The organism is Enterobacter oligotrophicus, assembly GCF_009176645.1.
Lineage (GTDB): Bacteria > Pseudomonadota > Gammaproteobacteria > Enterobacterales > Enterobacteriaceae > Enterobacter > Enterobacter oligotrophicus.
Genome location: NZ_AP019007.1, coordinates 1,003,602 through 1,030,589, shown reverse-complemented (window position 1 = coordinate 1,030,589; position 26,988 = coordinate 1,003,602). Strand labels below are relative to the sequence as shown.

The window sequence follows — 26,988 nt, the reverse complement described above, 5'->3', positions numbered from 1 at the left end:
AAGACCTTACAATTACTGCTGCTGTGAAGACTGGATCGCCGTCAGTGCGATGGTGTAGACGATATCGTCTACCAGCGCGCCACGGGACAGGTCGTTCACAGGTTTGCGCATCCCTTGCAGCATAGGCCCGATGGAGATCAGGTCTGCAGAACGCTGTACCGCTTTGTAGGTGGTGTTACCGGTGTTCAGATCCGGGAAGATGAACACGGTAGCGCGACCTGCAACCGGCGAGTTCGGCGCTTTGGATTTCGCAACGTCAGCCATAACGGCGGCGTCGTACTGCAGCGGGCCGTCGATCATCAGGTCAGGACGTTTTTCCTGGGCGATGCGGGTTGCTTCACGCACTTTCTCTACATCGCTACCTGCACCAGAAGTGCCTGTGGAGTAGGAGAGCATTGCCACGCGCGGTTCGATACCGAAGGCAATCGCGGAGTCTGCGGACTGGATAGCGATTTCTGCCAGCTGCTCTGCCGTTGGGTCCGGGTTGATCGCACAGTCGCCGTAAACGTAAACCTGTTCAGGCAGCAGCATGAAGAACACGGAGGAAACCAGAGAGCTACCCGGTGCCGTTTTGATCAGCTGTAGCGGCGGACGGATGGTGTTCGCGGTGGTGTGAACGGCACCGGAAACCAGGCCGTCAACTTCGTCCTGCTCCAGCATCAGCGTACCCAGCACCACGTTGTCTTCCAACTGCTCACGCGCAACGGCTTCGGTCATGCCCTTGTTCTTACGCAGCTCAACCAGACGGGCAACGTAGCTTTCGCGAACCACTTCAGGGTCAACGATTTCGATGCCCGCGCCCAATTCAACGCCCTGAGAGGCTGCAACACGGGTGATCTCATCCGGGTTACCCAGCAGCACACAGGTCGCGATGCCGCGCTCTGCACAGATAGCTGCCGCTTTAACGGTACGTGGTTCGTCGCCTTCTGGCAGAACAACACGTTTGCCAGCTTTACGCGCCAGCTCGGTCAACTGGTAACGGAAGGCCGGAGGAGACAGACGACGGCTGCGCTCGGACGTCGCGGTCAGGGACTCGATCCAGTCTGCGTTGATGTAGCCCGCAACGTATTCCTGCACTTTCTCGATACGCTCGTGGTCATCAACCGGTACTTCCAGGTTGAAGCTCTGCAGGCTCAGGGAGGTCTGCCAGGTGTTGGTGTTCACCATGAACACCGGCAGGCCAGTGGCGAACGCGCGTTCGCACAGCTTGCTGACACGTGGGTCCATCTCGTAAGCACCGGTCAGCAGGATGGCACCGATTTCCACGCCGTTCATCGCCGCCAGGCACGCTGCAACCAGCACGTCTGGACGATCGGCGGAGGTCACCAGCAGGGAACCAGCGCGGAAGTGTTCCAGCATGTGCGGAATGCTGCGCGCACAGAAGGTCACGGATTTCACGCGGCGGGTGTTGATATCGCCTTCGTTGATCACGGTGGCGTTCAGGTGACGCGCCATGTCGATTGCACGGGTAGCAATCAGATCGAAGCTCCACGGCACCGCGCCCAGAACAGGAAGCGGGCTGGAATCCTGCAGTTTAGCCGGGTCAACTTTAACCACTTTCGCTTTAGACGAGTCGTCGAAGATCTCAGACAGGTCAGGGCGAGTACGGCCTTGCTCATCCACTGGCGCGTTCAGTTTGTTAACGATAACGCCGGTGATGCTGGTGTTTTTCGCACCGCCGAAGCTGCTGCGCGTCAGTTCAATACGCTCTTTCAGCTGCTCTGGGGTATCCGTGCCCTGAGACATCACGAAAACGATCTCTGCGTTCAGGGTTTTAGCGATTTCGAAGTTCAGTGACTGAGCGAACTGGTGTTTGCGGGTCGGGACCAGACCTTCAACCAGTACCACTTCTGCGTCTTGCGCATTGGCGTGGTAGTTAGCGATGATCTCTTCCATCAGCACGTCTTTCTGGTTGCTGGAGAGCAGAGATTCAACGTGGCTCATCTTCAGCGGTTCAGCCGCGGGCAGATTGGAGTTCTTGCGCACGATGGTGGTGGTCTGGTCTGGCGCATCGCCACCGGCACGAGGCTGGGCGATTGGCTTAAAGACGCTCAGACGAACGCCTTTGCGCTCCATAGCACGGATCACGCCAAGGCTGACGCTGGTCAGGCCGACGCTGGTTCCGGTAGGGATCAGCATAATAGTACGGGACACGGTTTATCCTCTTTCGTTACCGCCGCCATTGGGCGGGTTACAAAACAGCACCGCCAGCTAAGCTGGCGGTGTGGAATCAGGCAGTCAGACGGCTCGCGTCTTGCGCGATGACCAGCTCTTCGTTAGTTGGGATAACGATAGCAGGGCGGGTGCCTTCTTTGTTGATGAAGCCAGACTTGCCGAAGCGGGCAGCCAGGTTACGCTCGTGATCAACCTCGAAGCCCAGAACGCCCAGTTTGCCCAGGGACAGTTCACGCACCATTGCTGCGTTCTCACCGATACCACCGGTGAAGATAACCGCGTCGAGACGACCGTCCATCAGTGCAGTGTAAGAACCGATGTACTTCGCCAGACGGTGGCAGTAAACGTCCATTGCACGTTTAGCGTCTTCTTTCTCTGCGTAGTTGTCTTCAACGTAACGGCAGTCGCTGGTGACTTCGGTCAGACCCAGCAGGCCAGACTCTTTGGTCAGCATTTTGTTGATCTGATCAACGCTCATGCCCAGGGTGTCGTGCAGGTGGAAGATGATCGCCGGGTCGATGTCACCGGAACGCGTACCCATCACCAGACCTTCCAGTGGGGTCAGACCCATGGAAGTATCAACACATTTACCGTTGCGGATAGCAGAAACAGAACCACCGTTGCCCAGATGGCAGGTGATGATGTTCACTTCTTCAACCGGCTTGTTCAGCACTTTTGCGGCTTCCTGAGTCACATAGAAGTGGCTGGTGCCGTGTGCGCCGTAACGACGCACGCCATGCTCTTTGTACAGGCTGTACGGCAGGGCATACAGGTAAGACTCTTCCGGCATAGTCTGGTGGAACGCGGTGTCGAACACGGCCACGTTTTTGTCTTTCAGTTGCGGGAAGGATTTCAGCGCTTCAGCGATACCGATCAGGTGAGCCGGGTTGTGCAGCGGCGCGAAGGACGCAGAGTCTTTGATACCCTGAATCACAGAGTCGTCGATCACGACGGAACTGGTGTATTTTTCGCCGCCGTGGACGATACGGTGACCAATCGCAGTCAGCTGAGCAGACAGTTCTGGTTTTTGTGCCAGAATAGTGTTAACGATAAAGTTCAGCGCTTCACTGTGAGCGGCGCCTGCACCTAAAGCCGCTTCTTGTTTGCTGCCGTCCATCTTCCACTTGATACGTGCTTCAGGCAGATGGAAACATTCGGCCAAACCAGAGAGGTACTCGTCACCGTTGAGCGCATCGATGATGGCGAATTTCAGTGAGGAGCTACCGCAGTTCAGAACCAGTACTAACTTACTCGACATGGAAGTACCTATTATTGATACGTGGCTAAAAAAACGTCAGTGAGTCTAAAAGCGTAACGCATGCTGACCCAGACATTTATGATTAACATCATGCCAAACGAACATTCTGGCATGATGGAAGAAATACCTATGATTTTATGCCATTTTGAACATTTTTCAGACAATGGCATAATATGCGATAATTTGACGAGTTAACGATTCTCGTCTAAGGCCCCATCAGGCTGGCACAGAATACCCGATACGGGGTAGCGATGACAAAATATTTTGAACGTTGTCATAGCCTGTTGTGGTTTTGCACAAAAATTTTAATTTTTATATGTGAAGTTGAGGTACAGCCATGTCGACACCCGAAATCCCGTCCGTGAATTTTTTCAGTCTGTTTCGTCGGGGACAGCATTACGCAAAGACGTGGCCGATGGAAAAGCGCCTCGCGCCGATGTTTATTGAGAATCGCACTATCCGCGCCACGCGCTATGCGATTCGCTTTATGCCCCCTGTCGCCATCTTTACCCTCTGCTGGCAAATTGCGTTGGGCGGGCAGCTTGGCCCGGCCGTCGCCACGGCGCTTTTCGCGTTAAGCCTGCCGATGCAGGGATTGTGGTGGTTAGGTAAACGTTCGATCACGCCACTTCCGCCTTCTATTTTACACTGGTTTTATGAAGTGCGTGGAAAACTGGAGGAAGCAGGACAGGCGCTGGCACCCGTTGAAGGCAAGCCGGATTATCAGGCGCTGGCGGACACGTTAAAGCGCGCTTTTAAGCAACTGGATAAAACATTCCTCGATGACTTGTGATTGATCATCGAAACGACTAACAAAAGAAGGCACAGTAACACACCGTTACCGTGTCTTTTTTTTCAAGTGCAATGCGCTACAGGAGTCGAAAGATGGAAATGACCCATGCTCAACGTCTGATTTTGTCTAACCAGTACAAGATGATGACAATGCTTGATCCCGATAACGCTGCGCGCTACAGCCGCCTGCAGACCATCGTTGAACGCGGGTTTGGTTTGCAAATGCGCGAACTGGATCGCGAGTTTGGCGAGCTGAAAGAAGAAACCTGTCGCATCGTTATCGACATCATGGAGATGTACCATGCGCTGCACGTGTCCTGGACTAATCTCAAAGATCAGCAGTCCATCGACGAGCGCCGTGTGACATTCCTGGGCTTCGATGCCGCAACCGAAGCGCGCTATCTCAGCTATGTCCGCTTTATGGTGAACACCGAAGGGCGTTATACCCATTTTGATGCGGGCACTCATGGCTTTAACGCGCAGACCCCAATGTGGGACAAATACCAGCGCATGCTGAGCGTGTGGCACTCCTGCCCGCGTCAGTACCATTTAAGCAGCAACGAAATTCAACAAATCATTAATGCCTGACGGAGGTGCGTGTGCAGTGTAAAGGTTTTCTGTTTGATCTGGACGGTACGCTGGTGGATTCGCTGCCGGTTGTGGAGCGTTCCTGGTGCCATTGGGCCGACAGGCATGGCATCGACCATCAGGACGTACTGAATTTCATCCATGGCAAACAGGCCATTACCTCATTGCGGCACTTCCTCGCGGGACGTTCTGAGGACGAGATTCAGGCGGAGTTCAAATACCTTGAGCAGATCGAAGCCACCGATACGGACGGCATCACCGCGCTGCCGGGCGCACGTGAACTGCTTGAACATCTGAACGAAGCGCAGATCCCGTGGGCGATCGTTACATCCGGTTCGATTCCAGTTGCTCATGCCCGCCACAAGGCGGCAGGCTTACCGAAGCCAGAGGTATTCATCACGGCTGAGCGCGTTACGCGCGGTAAGCCTGAACCGGATGCGTTTTTACTCGGCGCTGAACTGCTGGGCCTCGCACCGGCAGACTGCGTGGTGGTGGAAGATGCGGCGGCTGGCGTGCTGGCCGGGCTGAACGCAGGAAGCCACGTTATCGCCGTCAACGTTCCGGCGGATTCGCCCCGGCTGGACGAGGCAGATTTCGTGCTTACCACACTGACTGCCATCAACGTCTCGAAGGCCCCGGACGGCATTGTAACCGTCTCGCTAAAAGTGTAATCCCATGATTTAGCCCCACATTGCTGGGGCTTTTTTATGGCAGAATTCCTTCTCTTTTCCACTGACAAGGATAGGTTGTGAACGGTGAACTGATTTGGGTCCTGAGCCTGCTTTTAATCGCCATCATTCTTTTTGCGACGGGCAAGGTACGCATGGATGCCGTCGCCTTGTTTGTCATTGTCGCCTTTGTACTGAGCGGCACGCTCACGCTACCCGAAGCCTTTTCCGGGTTTAGCGATCCTAACGTGATTCTGATCGCTGCTCTGTTTATCATTGGCGACGGGCTGGTGCGGACCGGCGTGGCGACCATCATGGGGTCGTGGCTGGTTAACGTCGCGGGCAGCAGCGAAACCAAAATGCTGATCTACCTGATGGTCACGGTTGCCGGGCTGGGCGCATTTATGAGCTCAACGGGCGTTGTTGCGATCTTTATTCCTGTGGTGCTGAGCGTCTCCATGAGGATGCAGGTTTCACCGTCGCGCCTGATGATGCCCCTGAGCTTTGCCGGGCTTATCAGCGGCATGATGACGCTGGTGGCGACGCCGCCGAACCTGGTCGTCAACAGTGAGCTGATCCGCGAAGGGCTGGAGGGGTTTAGCTTTTTTAGCGTGACGCCGCTTGGTCTGGTGATTCTGGTGATGGGGGTTGTCTACATGCTGCTCACCCGCTTTGCGCTGAAGGGCGAAAAGCAGGATAAAACCAAAGAGGGCAAAGAGGGCTGGAAGCGGCGCACATTTCGCGATTTGATTAAAGAGTACCGCCTGACAGGGCGTGCGCGCCGTCTGGCAATCCGCCCCGGTTCGCCAATGATTGGCCAGCGCCTGGACGACCTGAAGTTGCGTGAACGCTACGGTGCGAACGTGATTGGTGTGGAGCGCTGGCGTCGCTTTCGTCGGGTGATCGTGAACGTTAACGGGGTATCCGAATTCCGCGCGCGGGACGTTCTGCTGATCGATATGTCCACGGCGGATGTGGATCTGCGTGAATTTTGCAGCGAACAATTGCTGGAGCCGATGGTGCTTCGCGGTGAGTATTTCTCCGACCAGGCGCTGGATGTGGGCATGGCTGAAGTCTCGCTCATTCCGGAGTCTGAACTGTTAGGTAAAACGGTGCGTGAAATTGGCTTCCGTACCCGCTATGGCCTGAATGTGGTCGGCTTAAAGCGTGACGGTGTGGCGATGGAAGGGGCGGTGGTGGATGAGCCGCTGCTGCTGGGGGATATTTTCCTGGTGGTGGGAAACTGGAAGCTGATAAGCCAGCTCGGGCAGAAAGGGCGCGATTTCGTGGTGCTCAACATGCCTGTCGAAGAGAGCGATGCTTCTCCTGCTCATAGCCAGGCTCCGCATGCTATTTTTTGCCTGGTGCTGATGGTAGCGCTGATGCTCACCGATGAGATCCCGAATCCGGTCGCGGCGATTATTGCCTGCCTGCTGATGGGGAAATTCCGCTGTATCGATGCGGAAAGCGCCTATAAAGCCATTCACTGGCCGAGCATTATTCTTATCGTAGGGATGATGCCCTTTGCGCTTGCGCTGCAGAAAACGGGCGGTGTGGATTTGATCGTGAAAGGGCTAATGGATGTCGGCGGGGGATATGGCCCCTATATGATGATGGTCTGCCTGTTTATCATGTGTGCGTCGATAGGGCTGTTTATCTCCAATACTGCGACAGCGGTGCTGATGGCTCCCATCGCGCTGGCGATGGCAAAATCCATGGGCGTGTCGCCGTATCCCTTCGCGATGATGGTTGCGATGGCGGCCTCTGCGGCGTTTATGACGCCGGTCTCTTCACCGGTTAACACGCTGGTGCTGGGGCCAGGAAACTACAGATTTAGCGACTTCGTGAAGATTGGCGTGCCGTTCACTGTGCTGGTGATGGTGGTATGCGTGGTGTTAATTCCGGTTTTATTCCCGTTTTAGCATGAGCGCGGAAACGCAGGCCGGGTAAGGCGAAACCGCCACCCGGCAAAAAATTACAACGGTGAATCCTGGCTAATCTCATCCAGCGACAAATGGAAGCTCGGCACAAACACCTGCATAAAGTAATCCATCTCTTCGCTGCGGCGGGACTCCAGCGTTTTTTCCAGACGCGTTTTCGCCAGTAAAAACTCGTTGTTTCCGGCGGACAACTCTTCCAGACATTTCAGATACGCGCACAGCGCGTCAGCCTGTTTCACCAGCGATTTTTCATCTTCGGTATACTGATGTTCGTCGATCAGCGGCTCAAAGATATCGCGCAACTCTTCAGGCACCATCTCGATCAGCTTCTGCTGAGCAATCTTCTCGATGGCCTTATATTCCTGCGCAATCTGCGAATTGAAATATTTCACCGGCGTCGGCAGATCCCCGGTCAGCACTTCTGATGCGTCGTGGTACATCGCCAGCAGGGCAATGCGCTCAGCATTCACCTGCCCGTTGAACTTGCGGTTTTTGATCGCGGCCAGCGCATGAGCGACCATGGCGACCTGCAGGCTGTGTTCCGACACATTCTCAGTACGCACGTTGCGCATCAGCGGCCAGCGGTTGATGAGTTTCAGGCGGGAGAGGTGGGCAAAGAAATGACTCTGACTCATAGGTTACCTTTTGTCTTCACTGCGACAGGACTTCATTGTGCGGGGAGGGGAGGCAAGATGCAAATTTGCAGATTTTGCAGGCCGGGTAAGCGCAGCGCCACCCGGCAGAAAGGCAATATTACTGGTGGTAACCTGAGAGGAAGCGTCCGAAGCGGCTGATGGCCATTTCGAGATCGTCTTCGCGCGGCAGGGTCACAATACGCACGTGGTCCGGCCACGGCCAGTTGAACGCGGTGCCCTGAACCAGCAGCACTTTTTCCTGCAACAGGAAATCGAGCACCATTTTCTGGTCATCGTGAATATTAAAGCGCTTCGCGTCGATTTTCGGGAACATGTACAGCGCCCCGTTTGGCTTGACGCAGGAGACGCCCGGAATATCGTTGATCAACTCCCACGCGCGGTTGCGCTGTTCATACAGGCGACCGCCGGGAACGATGAACTCGCTGATGCTCTGATAGCCCCCAAGTGCCGTCTGGATCGCGTGCTGTGCCGGCACGTTGGCACAAAGACGCATCGACGCCAGCATTTCAAGCCCTTCAATGTAGCCTTTGGCGTGTTTCTTCGGTCCGTTCAGTACCATCCAGCCCTGACGGAAACCGGCCACGCGGTAGGTTTTAGACAGACCGTTAAAGGTGACGGTCAGCAGGTCCGGTGCCAGCGCGGCAATAGAGTGGTGCTGTGCCGCGTCGTACAGGATCTTGTCGTAGATTTCGTCAGCAAAGATGATCAGGTTGTGCTGGCGGGCAAGCTCGACGATCTCCATCAGCAGTTCTTTTGAGTAGACCGCGCCCGTCGGGTTGTTCGGGTTGATAATCACGATACCGCGCGTGCGTGGTGTGATTTTGGCGCGGATGTCATCAAGATCCGGGAACCAGTCAGAAGACTCGTCGCAGAGATAATGCACTGCTTTACCGCTGGAGAGCGAGACAGCCGCGGTCCACAGCGGATAGTCCGGTGCGGGAACCAGCATTTCGTCGCCGCTATTGAGCAGTGCCTGCATCGCCTGCACGATCAGTTCAGAGACACCGTTGCCAATATAGATATCTTCAACGGTAACATCGCGCATGCCGCGCGCCTGGTAGTGCTGCATGATGGCTTTACGTGCGGAGTAGAGTCCTTTCGAATCGCAATAGCCTTGTGCAGTGGGCAGGTTACGGATCACATCAACCAGGATTTCATCCGGCGCTTCAAAACCAAACGGCGCGGGGTTACCAATATTGAGTTTCAGAACCTTGTTGCCTTCCTCTTCGAGACGTTTTGCCTCTTTAAGAACCGGGCCGCGGATGTCGTAACAGACGTTATCTAGCTTGCTGGATTTTTCGATAGGGGACATGAACCTTAACCTTTTTGCTGTGAATGCCACTCCCTGCCGTGGAAGTCAGCACGGAACAATGTACTCCCACCTCGTTTCGTTTTGAAGGGCATGCAGTAGAAGATTTTGTGCAATGGGCTAATTCCCTGCAAATCTATCTTGCTGCCTGCAGAAGGTTTTTATGAATTAAAGTGGTGTTATGCTTCGTTATTCTGGTTTATTGTGCTTTTTTGTTAGCTTAATGTTGAATATTGTTCTGATAAAAATAAAGCGAAGCGCGCCAGCAAGAGAGATGTGCTGGATGTTACCCGAAGTGACCTTTCGAAAAATCTGAATGCACATACAAACGTTGCACGAATAGCCAGCCTGAGTTAAACGTTACTCATGTGAAAATAATGTTAAGTGTTATTAATGAATAGCCTTAATCTAAATTAAACTTTATTTATTATTACCGACGAAAATGCAACTTTCGTTAATTTTAATAAAATTAGTTTAGCTGCTTATCAACACCATTAAATCCTTAATATTGCAATAATACTTATAAATAAAGTGGATTTGGGTTAAGATGTCTTTCAGGGAAACCGAGGAGAGATATGCCTGTCCTGTATATCTGTATCTGGTTTTCTAAATTAATCGATTGTTATTGTTAGAGTTATCTCTGGCTGGATTGTCTGACTCACATCTTGCTACGCTGACAGCGCTGCGATAAAGATGGCAGGGGACGTATCTTACCTTTAATGGGATTTACATAAACCTGCAAACGTCTAAATATCCTGAACGTTAAGAGAATAAAAATAGCGTCATGAAACGTGGTTTCTGACTGTTGATATACAACAGCACAATAACTATCTGTCAGGCAGTCTGCCGGGCCGGGATGCGAGGGAAACCTTCAGAGGGAATTGCTTAACTGTTACACACAGCTTCAACCCGGGCAGCTCCGCACGAGCAACCTGAAAGTGAAAAGATATGATAAATGCAAATCGTCCGATAATGAATCTCGACCTCGATCTGCTGAGAACGTTTGTTGCGGTCGCCGATCTCAACACTTTTGCAGCAGCTGCTGCCGCAGTATGCCGAACCCAGTCCGCCGTTAGCCAACAAATGCAGAGGCTTGAGCAACTGGTCGGTAAAGAGCTTTTTGCTCGCCATGGGCGTAATAAACTCTTAACTGAGCACGGTATTCAGCTACTCGGTTATGCCAGGAAAATACTTCGCTTTAATGATGAAGCATGTATGTCATTAATGTTTAGCAACCTTCAGGGGGTGTTAACATTAGGGGCATCTGATGAGTCAGCGGACACGATATTGCCATTCCTTCTCAATCGAATTAGTTCGGTTTATCCGAAACTTGCGCTGGATGTTAGCGTTAAGCGCAATGCGTTTATGATTGAGATGTTGAAAGAGAATGAGGTCGATCTGGTGGTCACCACGCACCGTCCAGGCCAGTTTGATTGCCTGACGCTGCGCACATCTCCAACGCACTGGTATTGCGCAGCGGAATATGTGCTGCAAAAAGGTGAGCCGGTGCCGCTGGTTCTGCTGGATGAGCCGAGCCCGTTCCGCGATATGGTGCTGTCGGCGTTGAATGAGGCCAACATTCCGTGGCGTCTGGCGTATGTGGCGTCTACGCTGCCAGCGGTACGTGCTGCCGTTAAAGCAGGGCTTGGCGTTACGGCCCGTCCGGTAGAGATGATGAGCCCGGATCTGCGCGTCTTAGGCAAAACCGATGGTCTTCCTGCACTGCCCGATACAGAGTATCTCCTGTGCCATAACACGGCCGGTAATAACGAACTGGCAAAAGTGGTGTTTGAGGCGATGGAAAACTACCATAACCCCTGGCAGTTTGAGCATGTTACTCCGGAAGGGGGGGATGACTCGCTGATCGTCGAAGGGGACTTCGAGTGATCAATCACTCAAAATTCTCGTAACAAAATGTAAGTGTAAAAAAAGGCCACTCACGCGCTTTTTGCGTGGAGTGGTTTTTTTTGTCCACTAATACCCTTTCTCAACGAAAGGTTTATCAGAATAGCTTTTATTTATCAATATGGTAAATGCTTTCGCTCAACCTTTGTACTTATTCCGTTCTATCCTCCTCCAATCCCTTCTTATGTTAAAAAAACAGGAAATATGTTGCCGTTTTTTTGATTGAATTAACAAAAGCGTGTCTCAGATCAAGAAAATACTCCTATTTGGGGGGAGGAATCGTTGGCAAATCCTGTCAAAATAGGAGGGTTATTTTTTTTACTTCCAAAACGGACACGATTCAACAGCATGCATTTGACGTAAAGTCATGTACCCACCAGGGTTAAAGGGCACCAAATGTTAATGAGAATCGCTCGATGTAATTTAATGTGAAGAAACCTTTGTTAAAGTTGACAAAAGGTTATAGAAAGGAGTAAAAAACCCCATCATTTTGCTGTCTATGTCTCATTTCTGACAGTTAGTGTAAGGTTATTTTGTTCCTCCCCATGAATCGATGTGATGCCCATCTGCCAGCAAGAGCAGTGTCGTCGGTATCACTTTTGATGAGTAAGCAATGAGTATGTCAACATCCACAGAAGTCATCGCTCATCACTGGGCATTCGCAATCTTTCTTATTGTAGCCATTGGCCTGTGCTGCCTGATGTTAGTCGGCGGCTGGTTCCTGGGCGGTCGCGCCCGCGCAAGGCACAAAAACACACCTTTCGAATCAGGTATTGATTCAGTAGGTTCCGCTCGCTTACGCCTGTCTGCCAAGTTCTACCTGGTAGCCATGTTCTTCGTCATCTTCGACGTGGAAGCGCTTTACCTTTTCGCATGGTCGACCTCCATCCGCGAAAGTGGTTGGGTGGGCTTTGTCGAGGCCGCAATTTTCATTTTAGTGCTACTGGCCGGTCTGGTTTATCTGGTGCGTATTGGCGCGCTTGACTGGACGCCTGCGCGTTCACGTCGTGAACACATCAACCCGGAAAACAGTATCTCTAATCGTCAGCAGTAACAGCGAGGCAATAAGATGGATTATACGCTCACCCGCATAGATCCTAACGGTGAGAATGACCGTTACCCCCTGCAAAAACAGGAGATCGTAACCGACCCCCTTGAGCAAGAAGTCAATAAAAGCGTGTACATGGGCAAGCTCGAACATGCCATGCACGATATGGTCAACTGGGGTCGTAAGAACTCCATCTGGCCATACAACTTTGGCCTTTCTTGCTGCTACGTTGAAATGGTGACGTCATTCACTGCGGTGCATGACGTTGCGCGTTTTGGGGCAGAGGTACTGCGTGCATCCCCACGTCAGGCTGACCTGATGGTGGTAGCCGGTACGTGCTTCACCAAAATGGCACCGGTTATTCAGCGTCTTTATGACCAGATGCTTGAGCCGAAATGGGTTATCTCCATGGGCGCATGTGCAAACTCTGGCGGTATGTACGACATTTATTCCGTCGTGCAGGGCGTAGATAAGTTCATTCCAGTGGATGTTTACATCCCAGGCTGTCCACCACGCCCGGAGGCTTACATGCAGGCGCTGATGCTGCTGCAGGAGTCTATCGGTAAAGAACGCCGCCCACTTTCATGGGTTGTTGGCGACCAGGGTGTGTATCGCGCCAACATGCAGTCAGAGCGCGAGCGTAAACGCGGTGAACGTATTGCAGTCACCAATCTGCGTACGCCTGACGAAATTTAATTTGCGCCTGTTGGCCTGGAGAACACCTTCGCATATCACTACTCAAATAGCGCGAAGCCAGGCTTGACAGTCACCACGGACCATTTGCAATGGTGAACAATATGACCGACTTAACCGCGCAAGAAGCCGCCTGGCAAACACGGGATCATCTGGATGACCCTGTCATTGGCGAACTGCGCAACCGTTTTGGGCCGGATGCCTTTACTGTTCAGGCCACCCGCACCGGTGTACCCGTTGTTTGGGTGAAGCGTGAGCAATTACTGGAAGTTGTCGATTTCCTCAAGAAATTGCCAAAACCTTATGTCATGCTGTTTGACTTACACGGCATGGATGAACGTCTGCGTACGCACCGCCAGGGTCTCCCTGCTGCGGATTTTTCCGTTTTCTACCACCTGATCTCAATAGACCGTAATACGGATATCATGCTCAAGGTGGCATTGTCTGAAAACGACATGCATCTGCCGACGATCACCAAACTTTTCCCGAACGCCAACTGGTACGAGCGTGAAACCTGGGAAATGTTCGGCATGACCTTCGACGGCCACCCGCATCTGACGCGCATCATGATGCCGCAGACCTGGACCGGCCACCCGCTGCGTAAAGACTACCCGGCACGTGCGACTGAGTTCGATCCGTTTGAGCTGACCAAAGCCAAGCAGGATCTGGAGATGGAAGCGCTGACCTTCAAGCCGGAAGACTGGGGTATGAAGCGCGGTACTGAAAACGAGGACTTCATGTTCCTCAACCTCGGTCCGAACCACCCGTCTGCGCACGGTGCATTCCGTATTATTCTTCAGCTTGATGGTGAAGAGATTGTCGACTGCGTACCAGACATCGGCTACCACCACCGTGGTGCTGAGAAGATGGGCGAGCGTCAGTCCTGGCACAGCTATATTCCGTATACCGACCGTATCGAGTATCTCGGTGGTTGCGTAAATGAAATGCCATACGTGCTGGCCGTTGAGAAACTCGCGGGTATTGTTACGCCGGATCGCGTTAACGTGATTCGCGTTATGCTGTCTGAACTGTTCCGTATTAACAGCCACCTGCTGTACATCTCCACGTTCATTCAGGACGTCGGCGCGATGACGCCGGTCTTCTTCGCCTTTACCGACCGTCAGAAAATCTACGATCTGGTGGAAGCGATTACCGGTTTCCGTATGCACCCGGCCTGGTTCCGTATTGGCGGTGTGGCACACGATCTGCCGCGCGGCTGGGACCGTTTGCTGCGTGAATTCCTCGACTGGATGCCGAAACGTCTGGCCTCCTACGAGAAAGCCGCACTGCGCAACACCATCCTGAAAGGCCGTTCTCAGGGCGTTGCTGCCTACGGCGCGAAAGAAGCGCTGGAGTGGGGAACAACGGGTGCTGGCCTGCGTGCGACCGGTATCGATTTCGACGTGCGTAAAGCCCGTCCTTACTCTGGCTACGAGAACTTCGACTTTGAAGTCCCGGTTGGCGGCGGTGTTTCCGACTGCTACACCCGCGTGATGCTGAAAGTGGAAGAGCTGCGCCAGAGCCTGCGCATCCTTGAGCAGTGCCTCAACAACATGCCGGAAGGCCCGTTCAAAGCGGATCACCCGCTGACGACGCCGCCACCGAAAGAGCGCACGCTGCAACATATCGAAACCCTGATTACCCACTTCCTGCAGGTTTCCTGGGGCCCGGTAATGCCGGCACAAGAGTCCTTCCAGATGGTGGAAGCAACCAAGGGTATCAACAGTTACTACCTGACCAGCGACGGCAGCACCATGAGCTACCGTACCCGTGTGCGTACGCCGAGCTTTGCGCACCTGCAGCAGATCCCGTCCGCCATTCGCGGCAGTCTGGTCTCCGACCTGATTGTGTATCTGGGTAGTATCGATTTTGTTATGTCAGATGTGGACCGCTAATTATGCACGAGAATCAACAACCACAAACCGAGGCTTTTGAGCTGAGTGAAGCAGAACGTGCCGCCATTGAGCACGAGATGCACCACTACGAAGACCCGCGTGCGGCGTCCATTGAAGCGCTGAAAATCGTACAGAAACAGCGTGGTTGGGTGCCGGATGGCGCGATCTACGAGATCGCAAAAGTGCTGGGCATTCCGGCAAGTGACGTAGAAGGCGTAGCCACGTTCTACAGCCAGATCTTCCGTCAGCCGGTAGGCCGCCATGTGATCCGCTACTGTGACAGCGTTGTCTGCCACATCACCGGTTATCAGGGCATTCAGGCTGCGATTGAGAAGAAGCTCAATATCAAGCCGGGCCAGACCACGTTCGATGGTCGCTTTACTCTGCTGCCAACCTGCTGCCTGGGTAACTGCGACAAGGGGCCGACCATGATGATTGATGAGGACACTCACAGCCATCTGACGCCGGAAGCGATTCCTGACCTGCTGGAGCAGTACAAATGAAAACTGTAATTCGTACTGCTGAGACACATCCGCTGACCTGGCGTTTGCGCGATGATAAACAGCCGGTATGGCTGGACGAATACCAGAGCAAAAACGGCTATGCCGGTGCGCGTAAAGCCCTCGGCGGCATGGCACCGGATGACATTGTCAACGCGGTAAAAGACGCTGGCCTGAAAGGGCGCGGCGGTGCGGGCTTCTCCACTGGTTTGAAGTGGAGCCTGATGCCAAAAGACGAATCCATGAACATCCGTTACCTGCTGTGTAACGCCGATGAAATGGAGCCGGGCACCTATAAAGACCGCCTGTTGATGGAACAGCTGCCGCACCTGCTAGTGGAAGGCATGCTGATCTCTGCATTCGCGCTGAAAGCGTACCGTGGCTACATCTTCCTGCGCGGTGAGTACATCGAAGCGGCAGAAAACCTGCGTCGCGCGATTGCCGAAGCGACCGAAGCGGGCCTGCTGGGTAAAAACATCCTGGGCACCGGGTTTGACTTCGAACTGTTCGTGCACACCGGGGCAGGGCGTTACATCTGCGGTGAAGAGACAGCGCTGATTAACTCCCTGGAAGGCCGCCGTGCGAACCCACGTTCCAAGCCACCGTTCCCGGCAAGCTCCGGCGTGTGGGGTAAACCGACCTGTGTAAACAACGTCGAAACCCTGTGCAACGTTCCGGCTATCCTCGCGAACGGCGTGGAGTGGTATCAGGGCATCTCTTCAAGCAAAGATGCCGGTACTAAGCTGATGGGCTTCTCCGGTCGCGTGAAGAACCCTGGCGTCTGGGAACTGCCGTTCGGCACCACCGCACGTGAAATTCTTGAAGATTACGCTGGCGGCATGCGCGACGGCCTGAAATTCAAAGCCTGGCAGCCGGGCGGGGCAGGGACGGACTTCCTGACCGAAGCCCACCTTGACCTGCCAATGGAATTCGAAAGCATTGGTAAAGCAGGCAGCCGTCTGGGTACGGCGCTGGCGATGGCCGTCGACCACGAGATCGGCATGGTGTCGCTGGTGCGTAACCTGGAAGAGTTCTTCGCCCGCGAGTCCTGCGGCTGGTGTACGCCATGCCGTGATGGTCTGCCGTGGAGCGTGAAGATCCTGCGTGCTATCGAACGTGGCGAAGGCCAGCCGGGTGATATCGAGACACTTGAGCAACTGTGTCGATTCCTGGGCCCAGGTAAAACCTTCTGTGCCCACGCACCGGGTGCCGTCGAGCCGCTGCAAAGCGCGATTAAATATTTCCGCGACGAATTCGAAGCAGGCATCAAGCAGCCGTTCAGCAATACCCATGCAATCAATGGTATTCAGCCGAACCTGCTGAAAGCGCGCTGGTAAAGACAGAATTTTGATTAACGCTCGAAGCAATTCGAGCCAACTGGAAGCATGCTAATGGCTACGATTCATGTAGACGGCAAAGAATACGAAGTCAACGGGGCGGACAACCTGCTGGAAGCCTGTCTGTCGCTTGGCCTCGATATTCCGTATTTTTGCTGGCATCCGGCGCTGGGCAGCGTCGGTGCTTGCCGCCAGTGTGCGGTGAAGCAATATCAAAACGCGGAAGACACGCGTGGTCGCCTGGTGATGTCCTGTATGACGCCAGCCACCGAAGGCACTTTTATTTCGATTGAAGACGAAGAAGCCAAACAGTTCCGTGAAAGCGTGGTGGAGTGGTTGATGACCAACCACCCGCACGACTGTCCGGTTTGTGAAGAGGGGGGTAACTGCCACCTTCAGGATATGACCGTGATGACCGGTCACAGCTTCCGTCGCTATCGTTTTACCAAGCGTACCCACCGTAATCAGGATCTGGGGCCGTTCATCTCTCACGAAATGAACCGCTGCATCGCCTGCTACCGCTGCGTGCGTTACTACAAAGACTACGCAGACGGTCAAGATCTGGGCGTGTATGGCGCACATGACAACGTCTACTTCGGTCGTCCGGAAGACGGTACGCTGGAAAGCGAATTCTCCGGTAACCTGGTGGAAATCTGCCCGACCGGCGTGTTCACGGATAAAACCCACTCCGAGCGCTACAACCGTAAATGGGACATGCAGTTTGCACCGAGCATCTGCCAGCAGTGTTCCCTCGGCTGTAACACCAGCCCTGGTGAACGTTACGGCGAACTGCGTCGTATCGAAAACCGTTACAACGGTACCGTTAACCACTACTTCCTGTGTGACCGCGGTCGTTTTGGCTATGGCTATGTGAACCTGAAAGACCGTCCGCGTCAGCCGGTTCAGCGCCGTGGCGATGACCTCATCACCCTGAACGCTGAACAGGCGATGCAGGGTGCGGCGGATATTCTGCGCCAGTCGAAGAAAGTGATCGGTATCGGCTCTCCGCGCGCCAGCATCGAAAGCAACTTCGCACTGCGTGAGCTGGTTGGGGCGGAAAACTTCTATACCGGTATCGCTCAGGGCGAGCAGGAACGTCTGCAGCTGGTACTGAAAGTGCTGCGGGAAGGTGGTGTACATACCCCTGCGCTGCGCGAAATTGAATCCTATGATGCAGTTCTGGTGCTGGGTGAAGATCTGACTCAGACCGGCGCACGCGCGGCTCTGGCGGTTCGTCAGGCGGTGAAGGGTAAAGCACGTGAAATGGCCGCGGCACAGAAAGTGGCTGACTGGCAGATTGCGGCAATCCTCAACATCGGCCAGCGCGCGAAGCACCCGCTGTTTGTGACTAACGTCGACAACACCCGTCTGGACGACATCGCCGCGTGGACCTACTGCGCACCGGTTGAAGATCAGGCGCGTCTTGGCTTTGCGATTGCACACGCCCTGGACAACAACTCTCCGGCCGTTGAACTGGATCGTGACCTGCAAAACAAGGTCGACGTGATTGTTCAGGCGCTGGCGGGTGCGAAGAAACCGCTGATTATTTCCGGTACGAACGCCGGTAGCGCCGAGATCATTCAGGCCGCAGCGAACGTTGCCAAAGCCCTGAAAGGCCGTGGTGCGGACGTTGGCGTGACCATGATTGCCCGTGCGGTCAACAGCATCGGTCTGGGTATGATTGGCGGCGGCTCTCTGGAAGAAGCATTAAGCGAACTGGAATCCGGTGCTGCTGACGCCGTTGTGGTGCTGGAAAACGACCTGCATCGCCACGCTTCTGCAGCACGCGTTGACGCCGCACTCTCCAAAGCGCCGCTGGTGATGGTAATCGACCATCAGCGCACCGCGATCATGGACAAAGCGCACCTGGTGCTCTCTGCGGCAAGTTTCGCAGAAAGCGACGGTACGGTGATCAACAACGAAGGCCGCGCACAGCGTTTCTTCCAGGTTTATGACCCGGCCTACTACGACAGCAGCACCGTGATGCTGGAAAGCTGGCGCTGGCTGCACTCTCTGCACAGCACCGTGCAGAGCCGTGAAGTGGACTGGACGCAGCTCGATCATGTTATCGACGCAGTGGTGGAAAAACTGCCTCAGTTGGCGGGCATCAAAGATGCAGCGCCGGACGCAAGTTTCCGTATTCGCGGCCAGAAACTGGCGCGTGAGCCGCACCGCTACAGCGGTCGTACCGCGATGCGCGCCAACATCAGCGTGCACGAACCGCGTCAGCCGCAGGATAAAGACACCATGTTCGCCTTCTCCATGGAAGGGAACAACCAGCCGTCTGCCCCGCGCTCCCAGGTTCCGTTTGCATGGGCTCCGGGCTGGAACTCCCCGCAGGCATGGAACAAGTTCCAGGCTGAAGTGGGTGGATCTCTGCGCCACGGCGATCCGGGTGTGCGTCTGATTGAAGCCTCCGAAACCGGTCTGGACTTCTTCACGACCGTTCCGGCGAGCTTCCAGGCTCAGGAAGGGAACTGGCGTATTGCGCCGTACTACCATCTGTTTGGTAGCGACGAAATGTCCCAGCGTTCACCGGTATTCCAGGCCCGTATGCCGCAGCCGTACATCAAGCTCAACCCGGCAGATGCCGCGAAACTGGGCGTGAATGCGGGCGCGAACATTGCCTTTAGCTACGACGGTCAGACAATCAGCCTGCCGCTGATCATTTCTGAAAGCCTGACAGCAGGGCAGGTCGGTCTGCCAATGGGTATGCCTGGCATCGCGCCGGTACTGGCGGGTGCGCGTCTTGATAATCTGCAGGAGGCAAAAGCATGAGTTGGTTAACGCCGGATCTTATCGACATCCTGCTGAGCATTCTGAAGGCGATTGTGATTTTGCTGGTGGTGGTCACCTGCGGCGCGTTCATGAGCTTTGGTGAACGTCGTCTGCTCGGTCTGTTCCAGAACCGTTACGGACCGAACCGCGTGGGCTGGGGTGGTTCACTCCAGCTGGTTGCGGACATGATCAAGATGTTCTTTAAAGAGGACTGGATACCGCGCTTCTCGGACCGTGTGATCTTTACTCTGGCACCGATGATCGCCTTCACCTCGCTGCTGCTGGCGTTTGCTATCGTTCCCGTCAGCCCGACCTGGGTGGTGGCTGATCTGAACATCGGCATTCTGTTCTTCCTGATGATGGCAGGTCTCGCGGTTTACGCGGTGCTGTTCGCAGGCTGGTCCAGTAACAACAAATACTCGCTGCTGGGTGCGATGCGTGCGTCTGCGCAGACGCTGAGCTACGAAGTGTTCCTGGGGCTCTCCCTGATGGGCGTGGTGGCGCAAGCCGGTTCATTCAACATGACCGACATCGTCAACAACCAGGCCGACATCTGGAACGTTATCCCGCAGTTCTTTGGTTTTGTTACCTTTGCTATCGCGGGCGTGGCGGTGTGTCACCGTCACCCGTTTGACCAGCCAGAAGCCGAACAGGAACTGGCCGACGGTTACCACATTGAATATTCCGGTATGAAATTCGGTCTGTTCTTCGTGGGCGAGTACATCGGTATCGTCACCATTTCCGCGTTGATGGTAACGCTGTTCTTTGGTGGCTGGCATGGCCCGTTCTTACCGCCGTTCATCTGGTTCGCGCTGAAAACCGCGTTCTTCATGATGATGTTCATTTTGATTCGTGCGTCCTTACCGCGTCCGCGTTATGACCAGGTAATGTCCTTCGGCTGGAAAGTGTGCCTGCCGCTGACGCTCGTCAACTTGTTGGTAACGGCGGCTGTCATTCTCTGGCAGCAGCCATAAGGGGCTTTGAGATCATGACCTTAAAAGAATTATTGGTAGGCTTCGGCACTCAGGTACGCAGTATCTGGATGATCGGCCTGCACGCGTTTGCCAAACGCGAAACCCAGATGTATCCGGAAGAGCCGGTATATCTGCCGCCGCGCTACCGTGGACGTATCGTGCTGACGCGCGACCCGGACGGTTCGGAGCGTTGCGTTGCCTGTAACCTGTGTGCGGTAGCGTGTCCGGTAGGCTGTATCTCTCTGCAAAAAGCCGAGACGGTAGATGGCCGCTGGTATCCTGAGTTCTTCCGCATCAACTTCTCACGCTGCATCTTCTGCGGTCTGTGTGAAGAAGCGTGCCCAACCACGGCGATTCAGCTGACTCCAGATTTCGAGCTGGGTGAGTACAAGCGTCAGGACCTGGTGTACGAGAAAGAGGATCTGCTGATTTCCGGTCCGGGCAAATACCCGGAATATAACTTCTACCGGATGGCGGGTATGGCAATCGACGGCAAAGATAAGGGCGAAGCAGAGAACGAAGCCAAGCCTATCGACGTCAAGAGCCTGTTACCGTAAGGAGAGGGCAATGGAATTCGCTTTTTATATCTGTGGCCTTATCGCCATCCTGGCTACGCTGCGAGTGATTACGCACACCAATCCGGTGCATGCGCTGCTGTATTTAATCATTTCGCTGCTGGCCATTTCCGGGGTGTTCTTTGCGCTGGGTGCGCACTTTGCCGGTGCGCTGGAAATCATCGTCTACGCGGGTGCCATCATGGTGCTGTTCGTGTTCGTGGTAATGATGCTGAACCTGGGTGGCTCTGAAATTGAGCAGGAACGTCAGTGGTTAAAACCGCAGGTGTGGATTGGCCCGGCGATTCTGTCGGCCATCATGCTGGCGGTAATTGTTTACGCCATTCTGGGTGTGAATGACCAGGGCATCGACGGTACGCCAATCAGCGCGAAAGCAGTGGGCATTACGCTGTTCGGCCCATACGTTCTGGCGGTTGAACTGGCCTCCATGCTGCTGCTGGCGGGCCTGGTTGTCGCCTTCCACGTTGGCCGTGAAGAGCGTGCTGGCGAGGTGCTGAGCAACCGCACTGACGACCGCGCGAAAAGAAAAACGGAGGAACGCGCATGATCCCCTTAACACATGGACTGATCCTCGCTGCGATTTTATTCGTTCTGGGTCTGACCGGTCTGGTTATCCGCCGCAATCTGCTGTTTATGCTGATCGGTCTGGAAATCATGATCAACGCTTCCGCGCTGGCCTTTGTGGTCGCCGGGAGCTACTGGGGCCAGACCGATGGTCAGGTGATGTACATTCTCGCTATCAGCCTCGCGGCTGCCGAAGCGAGTATTGGCCTGGCGCTGTTGCTGCAGCTCCATCGTCGCCGCCAGAACCTGAACATCGATTCAGTAAGTGAGTTGCGTGGATGAACATGCTTGCCTTAACCATTATTTTTCCGCTGATTGGCTTCGTGCTGCTGGCGTTTTCTCGCGGCCGCTGGTCTGAGAATCTGTCCGCGACCGTGGGCATGGGATCTGTTGGTCTGGCTGCGCTGGTGACAGCGTATGCGGGTATCGACTTCTTTAACAACGGACGTCAGGCCTTCAGCGTGCCGCTGTGGACCTGGATGTCGGTCGGTGATTTCAACATCGGTTTCAACCTGGTGCTGGATGGTCTCTCGCTGACCATGCTCTCCGTGGTCACCGGCGTCGGCTTCCTGATCCACATGTTCGCCTCCTGGTATATGCGCGGTGAAGAGGGTTACTCCCGCTTCTTCGCCTACACCAACCTGTTTATCGCCAGCATGGTGGTTCTGGTACTGGCCGATAACCTGCTGCTGATGTATCTGGGCTGGGAAGGCGTGGGTCTGTGCTCTTACCTGCTGATCGGTTTCTATTACACCGATCCGAAGAATGGCGCAGCGGCCATGAAAGCGTTCGTCGTGACCCGTGTGGGTGACGTATTCCTCGCTTTTGCGCTGTTCATTCTTTACAACGAACTGGGCACGCTGAACTTCCGCGAAATGGTGGAACTGGCACCGGCGCACTTCGCCGCAGGCAATAACATGCTGTGGTGGGCAACGCTGATGCTGCTGGGTGGTGCTGTGGGTAAATCCGCACAGCTGCCGTTGCAGACATGGCTGGCCGACGCGATGGCGGGTCCAACCCCTGTCTCTGCGCTGATCCACGCTGCGACCATGGTGACCGCCGGTGTCTACCTGATTGCGCGTACTCATGGCCTGTTCCTGATGACTCCGGAAATTCTGCATCTGGTGGGTATCGTCGGTGCGGTTACGCTGGTGCTGGCAGGCTTTGCCGCGCTGGTGCAGACCGACATCAAACGCGTTCTCGCATACTCCACCATGAGCCAGATTGGTTATATGTTCCTGGCGCTGGGCGTTCAGGCGTGGGACGCGGCGATTTTCCACCTGATGACGCACGCTTTCTTTAAAGCGCTGCTGTTCCTCTCATCCGGTTCCGTGATCCTGGCCTGCCATCACGAACAGAACATCTTCAAGATGGGCGGACTGCGCAAGTCCATCCCGCTGGTTTATGTCTGCTTCCTGGTGGGCGGCGCGGCGCTGGCGGCACTGCCGCTGATTACCGCGGGCTTCTTCAGTAAGGACGAAATCCTTGCGGGTGCCATGGCGAATGGTCATATCAATCTGATGGTTGCGGGTCTGGTCGGTGCGTTCATGACCTCCCTGTATACCTTCCGTATGATTTTCATCGTATTCCACGGTAAAGAACAAATTCACGCTCACGCAGGGAAGGGGATTACCCACCACCTGCCGCTGATTGTACTGCTGGTACTGTCCACCTTCGTTGGCGCGATGATTGTGCCACCGCTGCAGGGCGTACTGCCAGACACCACCGAGCTTGAGCACGGTCGCGTTCTGACGCTTGAAATCACCTCCGGTGTGGTCGCGATTGCGGGCATCCTGATTGCTGCATGGCTGTGGCTGGGTAAACGTACGCTGGTCACTGCCGTGGCCAACAGTGCGCCAGGCCGTCTGCTGGGCACCTGGTGGTACAACGCGTGGGGCTTCGACTGGCTGTACGACATGATCTTCGTGAAGCCGTTCCTGGGCATTGCGTGGCTGCTGAAGCGCGATCCACTGAACAGCCTGATGAATATCCCCGCGATCCTTTCCCGCTTTGCAGGTAAAGGCCTGCTGTACAGCGAGAACGGTTACCTGCGCTGGTATGTGGCGTCCATGAGCATCGGTGCGGTTGTCGTGCTGGCGCTGCTGATGGTGTTGCGATAGTGGTTTTGCCCGGTGGCGCTGCGCTTACCGGGCCTACGAGACCGTAGGTCGGGTAAGCGTGAGCGCCACCCGACACCACAAACCGCACTAACGCGTGAATTTTGTCGAATTTGTTGAAAATCGGTCCCTTAGGGACTTTAACAAGGAATAAAAATCGCCATGTTACTACCCTGGCTAATATTAATTCCCTTCATCGGCGGCTTCCTGTGCTGGCAGACCGAACGCTTTGGCGTGAAGATGCCGCGCTGGATCGCGCTGATCACCATGGGATTGACGCTCGCGCTTGGCCTGCAACTGTGGTTGCAGGGTGGCTACTCTCTGACCCAGTCTGCGGGCATTCCGCAGTGGCAGTCTGAGTTCATCCTGCCGTGGATACCACGTTTCGGCATTACCATCCACCTGGCGATTGACGGTCTATCACTGCTGATGGTGGTGCTGACTGGTCTGCTCGGCGTTCTGGCGGTACTGTGCTCCTGGCGAGAAATCGAAAAATACCAGGGCTTCTTCCACCTGAACCTGATGTGGATACTGGGCGGCGTAATCGGCGTGTTCCTTGCCATCGACATGTTCCTGTTCTTCTTCTTCTGGGAGATGATGCTGGTGCCGATGTACTTCCTGATCGCGCTGTGGGGCCACAAGGCATCCGACGGTAAAACGCGTATCACGGCGGCAACCAAGTTCTTCATCTATACCCAGGCGAGTGGTCTGGTGATGCTGATTGCGATCCTGGCGCTGGTGTTTGTTCACCACAATGCGACCGGCGTCTGGACCTTCAATTATGAAGATCTGCTCAAGACCCCGATGTCTCACGGTGTTGAATACCTGCTGATGCTGGGCTTCTTCATCGCCTTCGCGGTGAAAATGCCGGTGGTTCCACTGCACGGCTGGCTGCCAGATGCGCACTCCCAGGCACCAACGGCGGGTTCCGTTGACCTGGCAGGCATCTTGCTGAAAACCGCGGCCTACGGTCTGCTGCGTTTCGCACTGCCGCTGTTCCCGAACGCCTCTGCTGAGTTCGCGCCGATTGCCATGTGGCTCGGTGTAATCGGTATCTTCTACGGTGCGTGGATGGCCTTCACGCAGTACGACATCAAGCGTTTGATTGCTTACACTTCCGTTTCCCACATGGGCTTCGTGCTGATTGCTATCTACACCGGCAGCCAGCTCGCGTACCAGGGCGCGGTGATCCAGATGATTGCGCATGGTCTGTCTGCAGCCGGTCTCTTCATCCTGTGTGGTCAGCTGTACGAACGTCTGCACACCCGCGACATGCGTATGATGGGCGGTCTGTGGAGCAAAATTAAGTGGCTGCCTGCGCTCTCCATGTTCTTCGCTGTGGCCACTCTGGGTATGCCGGGCACCGGTAACTTCGTCGGCGAATTTATGATTCTGTTCGGCAGTTTCAAAGTGGTGCCGACGATCACCGTCATCTCCACCTTTGGTCTGGTGTTCGCTTCCGTATACTCGCTGGCGATGCTGCACCGCGCCTACTTCGGTAAAGCGAAGAGCGAAATTGCTGCACAAGAACTGCCGGGGATGTCGCTGCGTGAGCTGTTCATCATCCTGCTGCTGGTCGTACTGCTGGTGCTGCTGGGCTTCTTCCCACAGCCGATTCTGGATACCTCGCACAGCGCGATGGGTAACATCCAGCAGTGGTTTGTTAATTCTGCTTCTACTACAAGGCCGTAATTCGCCATGACAATAACTCCACAACAACTGATCGCGCTGCTACCGCTGCTGATCGTCGGATTGACGGTGGTGGTTGTGATGCTCTCCATTGCGTGGCGACGCAATCACTTCCTGAATGCGACCCTGTCCGTTCTGGGTCTGAACGCTGCGTTAGTCTCTCTCTGGTTTGTTGGCCAAGCGGGTGCAATGGACGTCACGCCGCTGATGCGCGTTGACGGTTATGCCATGCTGTACACCGGACTGGTGCTGCTGGCGAGCCTGGCAACCTGTACCTTTGCGTATCCGTGGCTTGAAGGCTATAACGACAATAAAGAAGAGTTTTACCTGCTGGTACTGATTGCCGCACTGGGCGGCATTCTGCTGGCGAATGCGAACCATCTGGCCGCGCTGTTCCTCGGTATTGAGCTGATCTCTCTGCCGCTGTTCGGCCTGATTGGTTATGCCTTCCGCCAGAAACGCTCTCTGGAAGCGAGTATCAAGTACACGATCCTGTCTGCTGCCGCGTCGTCGTTCCTGCTGTTCGGTATCGCGCTGCTGTATGCACAGTCTGGTAACCTCTCCTTCGTGGCGCTCGGCAAGAGCCTGGGCGATGGCATGCTGCATGAGCCGCTGCTGCTGGCAGGTCTGGGCATGATGATTGTTGGCCTCGGCTTCAAACTCTCTCTGGTGCCGTTCCACCTGTGGACGCCAGACGTATACCAGGGTGCGCCAGCTCCGGTGTCTACCTTCCTGGCGACGGCGAGTAAAATCGCTATCTTCGGTGTGGTGATGCGTCTGTTCCTGTACGCGCCGGTAGGTGACAGCGAAGCGGTTCGCGTCGTGCTGGGCATTATCGCGTTCGTTTCCATCATCTTCGGTAACCTGATGGCGCTGAGCCAGACCAACATCAAGCGTCTGCTGGGTTATTCATCTATCTCCCATCTGGGCTACCTGCTGGTGGCGCTGATTGCGCTGCAGAGCGGTGAGATGTCGATGGAGACCGTGGGCGTGTATCTGGCCGGTTATCTGTTCAGCAGCCTCGGCGCGTTCGGCGTGGTGAGCCTGATGTCCAGCCCGTACCGTGGGCCGGATGCCGATTCTCTGTTCTCTTACCGTGGTCTGTTCTGGCACCGTCCGATTCTGTCCGCCGTAATGACCGTGATGATGCTCTCTCTGGCAGGTATCCCGATGACGCTGGGCTTTATCGGTAAGTTCTACGTGCTGGCTGTGGGTGTGCAGGCACACCTGTGGTGGCTGACGGCGGGTGTGGTTATCGGCTCTGCGATTGGCCTGTACTACTACCTGCGTGTGGCGGTGAGTCTGTATCTGAGCGCACCTCAGCAGCTTAACCGCGATGCGCCGACCAACTGGCAGTATAGCGCCGGGGGTATTGTGGTGCTGATTTCCGCGCTGCTGGTGCTGATCTTCGGTATCTATCCGCAGCCGCTGATCGACATTGTGCAGCACGCGATGCCGCTGATGTAAAAACAAAAAACCCGCCTCGGCGGGTTTTTTATTGCCCAGCGGCGCTACGCTTGCAGGGCC

General features: G+C 54.9%; 22 protein-coding genes. 18 read left to right on the top strand and 4 right to left on the bottom strand.

Translation table 11 applies throughout. The features are described 5' to 3' along the window. Positions 1-12 precede the first annotated feature (12 nt). Together pta and ackA are read right to left on the bottom strand one after the other, a co-directional pair. Positions 13-2,154 (bottom strand): phosphate acetyltransferase, encoded by a 2,142-nt coding sequence (pta, locus tag EoCCA6_RS04845; protein ID WP_152081714.1) that lies wholly within the window; start codon positions 2,152-2,154, stop codon positions 13-15. 76 nt (positions 2,155-2,230) lie between these two features. Beyond that, positions 2,231-3,433 (bottom strand): acetate kinase, encoded by a 1,203-nt coding sequence (gene ackA, locus EoCCA6_RS04840; protein WP_152081713.1) that lies wholly within the window; start codon positions 3,431-3,433, stop codon positions 2,231-2,233. 337 nt (positions 3,434-3,770) lie between these two features. Between ackA and yfbV the strand changes: the two genes are divergently transcribed. From yfbV to EoCCA6_RS04820, 4 genes are all read left to right on the top strand, one after another. Beyond that, positions 3,771-4,226 carry a terminus macrodomain insulation protein YfbV gene (yfbV, locus tag EoCCA6_RS04835; protein WP_061097539.1) on the top strand — a complete coding sequence of 152 codons (456 nt, stop codon included), beginning with the start codon at positions 3,771-3,773 and terminating at the stop codon, positions 4,224-4,226. A gap of 92 nt (positions 4,227-4,318) precedes the next feature. Beyond that, complete coding sequence (locus EoCCA6_RS04830) at positions 4,319-4,813, top strand: YfbU family protein (protein ID WP_152081712.1); 495 nt, start codon at positions 4,319-4,321, stop codon at positions 4,811-4,813. 11 nt (positions 4,814-4,824) lie between these two features. Beyond that, positions 4,825-5,484 carry a sugar phosphatase gene (locus EoCCA6_RS04825; protein ID WP_152081711.1) on the top strand — a complete coding sequence of 220 codons (660 nt, stop codon included), beginning with the start codon at positions 4,825-4,827 and terminating at the stop codon, positions 5,482-5,484. A gap of 77 nt (positions 5,485-5,561) precedes the next feature. Continuing rightward, a complete protein-coding gene (locus EoCCA6_RS04820; RefSeq protein WP_152081710.1) occupies positions 5,562-7,403 on the top strand; it encodes an SLC13 family permease in 1,842 nt (613 codons plus the stop codon). Positions 7,404-7,456: 53 nt separating this feature from the next. Here the strand turns inward: EoCCA6_RS04820 and yfbR are convergent, their stop codons facing one another. Together yfbR and alaA are read right to left on the bottom strand one after the other, a co-directional pair. After that, positions 7,457-8,056 (bottom strand): 5'-deoxynucleotidase, encoded by a 600-nt coding sequence (gene yfbR / locus EoCCA6_RS04815; protein WP_028013935.1) that lies wholly within the window; start codon positions 8,054-8,056, stop codon positions 7,457-7,459. Positions 8,057-8,174: 118 nt separating this feature from the next. Continuing rightward, positions 8,175-9,389, bottom strand: a complete 1,215-nt coding sequence (gene alaA / locus EoCCA6_RS04810; RefSeq protein ID WP_008500204.1) for an alanine transaminase AlaA — start codon at positions 9,387-9,389, stop codon at positions 8,175-8,177. 945 nt (positions 9,390-10,334) lie between these two features. On the opposite strand from alaA, the gene lrhA reads away from it, so the two are divergent. The 14 genes from lrhA to nuoN all read left to right on the top strand — a co-directional run bounded on the left by lrhA (position 10,335) and on the right by nuoN (position 26,928). Then, positions 10,335-11,273 (top strand): transcriptional regulator LrhA, encoded by a 939-nt coding sequence (lrhA, locus tag EoCCA6_RS04805; protein ID WP_152081709.1) that lies wholly within the window; start codon positions 10,335-10,337, stop codon positions 11,271-11,273. Between the two features lie 631 nt (positions 11,274-11,904). Continuing rightward, entirely contained in the window at positions 11,905-12,345 is a 441-nt protein-coding gene (gene nuoA / locus EoCCA6_RS04800) for an NADH-quinone oxidoreductase subunit NuoA (protein ID WP_014171000.1), read from the top strand. Between the two features lie 15 nt (positions 12,346-12,360). Further along, positions 12,361-13,035 carry an NADH-quinone oxidoreductase subunit NuoB gene (gene nuoB / locus EoCCA6_RS04795; RefSeq protein WP_003861482.1) on the top strand — a complete coding sequence of 225 codons (675 nt, stop codon included), beginning with the start codon at positions 12,361-12,363 and terminating at the stop codon, positions 13,033-13,035. 89 nt (positions 13,036-13,124) lie between these two features. Further along, entirely contained in the window at positions 13,125-14,927 is a 1,803-nt protein-coding gene (gene nuoC, locus EoCCA6_RS04790; RefSeq protein WP_152081708.1) for an NADH-quinone oxidoreductase subunit C/D, read from the top strand. 2 nt (positions 14,928-14,929) lie between these two features. After that, a complete protein-coding gene (gene nuoE, locus EoCCA6_RS04785; RefSeq protein ID WP_006176513.1) occupies positions 14,930-15,430 on the top strand; it encodes an NADH-quinone oxidoreductase subunit NuoE in 501 nt (166 codons plus the stop codon). After that, complete coding sequence (gene nuoF, locus EoCCA6_RS04780; RefSeq protein WP_152081707.1) at positions 15,427-16,764, top strand: NADH-quinone oxidoreductase subunit NuoF; 1,338 nt, start codon at positions 15,427-15,429, stop codon at positions 16,762-16,764. Before nuoE ends, nuoF begins: the two co-directional genes overlap by 4 nt. Positions 16,765-16,818: 54 nt before the next feature. Further along, positions 16,819-19,542 (top strand): NADH-quinone oxidoreductase subunit NuoG, encoded by a 2,724-nt coding sequence (gene nuoG, locus EoCCA6_RS04775; RefSeq protein WP_152081706.1) that lies wholly within the window; start codon positions 16,819-16,821, stop codon positions 19,540-19,542. After that, positions 19,539-20,516, top strand: coding sequence for an NADH-quinone oxidoreductase subunit NuoH (gene nuoH / locus EoCCA6_RS04770; RefSeq protein WP_152081705.1), 978 nt, complete (start codon positions 19,539-19,541; stop codon positions 20,514-20,516). The genes nuoG and nuoH overlap by 4 nt, the downstream gene beginning before the upstream one ends. 14 nt (positions 20,517-20,530) lie before the next feature. Then, entirely contained in the window at positions 20,531-21,073 is a 543-nt protein-coding gene (nuoI, locus tag EoCCA6_RS04765) for an NADH-quinone oxidoreductase subunit NuoI (RefSeq protein ID WP_010433353.1), read from the top strand. Positions 21,074-21,083: 10 nt separating this feature from the next. Further along, positions 21,084-21,638: an NADH-quinone oxidoreductase subunit J gene (nuoJ, locus tag EoCCA6_RS04760; RefSeq protein WP_006811379.1), complete on the top strand. Its 555-nt coding sequence runs from the start codon at positions 21,084-21,086 to the stop codon at positions 21,636-21,638. Next, the gene (gene nuoK, locus EoCCA6_RS04755) at positions 21,635-21,937 is read left to right on the top strand and encodes an NADH-quinone oxidoreductase subunit NuoK (RefSeq protein ID WP_003861496.1); all 303 of its coding nucleotides are present in this window, start codon (positions 21,635-21,637) and stop codon (positions 21,935-21,937) included. Before nuoJ ends, nuoK begins: the two co-directional genes overlap by 4 nt. Continuing rightward, positions 21,934-23,775, top strand: coding sequence for an NADH-quinone oxidoreductase subunit L (gene nuoL, locus EoCCA6_RS04750; RefSeq protein ID WP_014832758.1), 1,842 nt, complete (start codon positions 21,934-21,936; stop codon positions 23,773-23,775). The genes nuoK and nuoL overlap by 4 nt, the downstream gene beginning before the upstream one ends. Positions 23,776-23,934: 159 nt before the next feature. Further along, complete coding sequence (gene nuoM / locus EoCCA6_RS04745; RefSeq protein ID WP_152081704.1) at positions 23,935-25,464, top strand: NADH-quinone oxidoreductase subunit M; 1,530 nt, start codon at positions 23,935-23,937, stop codon at positions 25,462-25,464. A gap of 6 nt (positions 25,465-25,470) precedes the next feature. Then, the gene (nuoN, locus tag EoCCA6_RS04740) at positions 25,471-26,928 is read left to right on the top strand and encodes an NADH-quinone oxidoreductase subunit NuoN (protein WP_114977649.1); all 1,458 of its coding nucleotides are present in this window, start codon (positions 25,471-25,473) and stop codon (positions 26,926-26,928) included. Positions 26,929-26,988 lie beyond the last annotated feature (60 nt).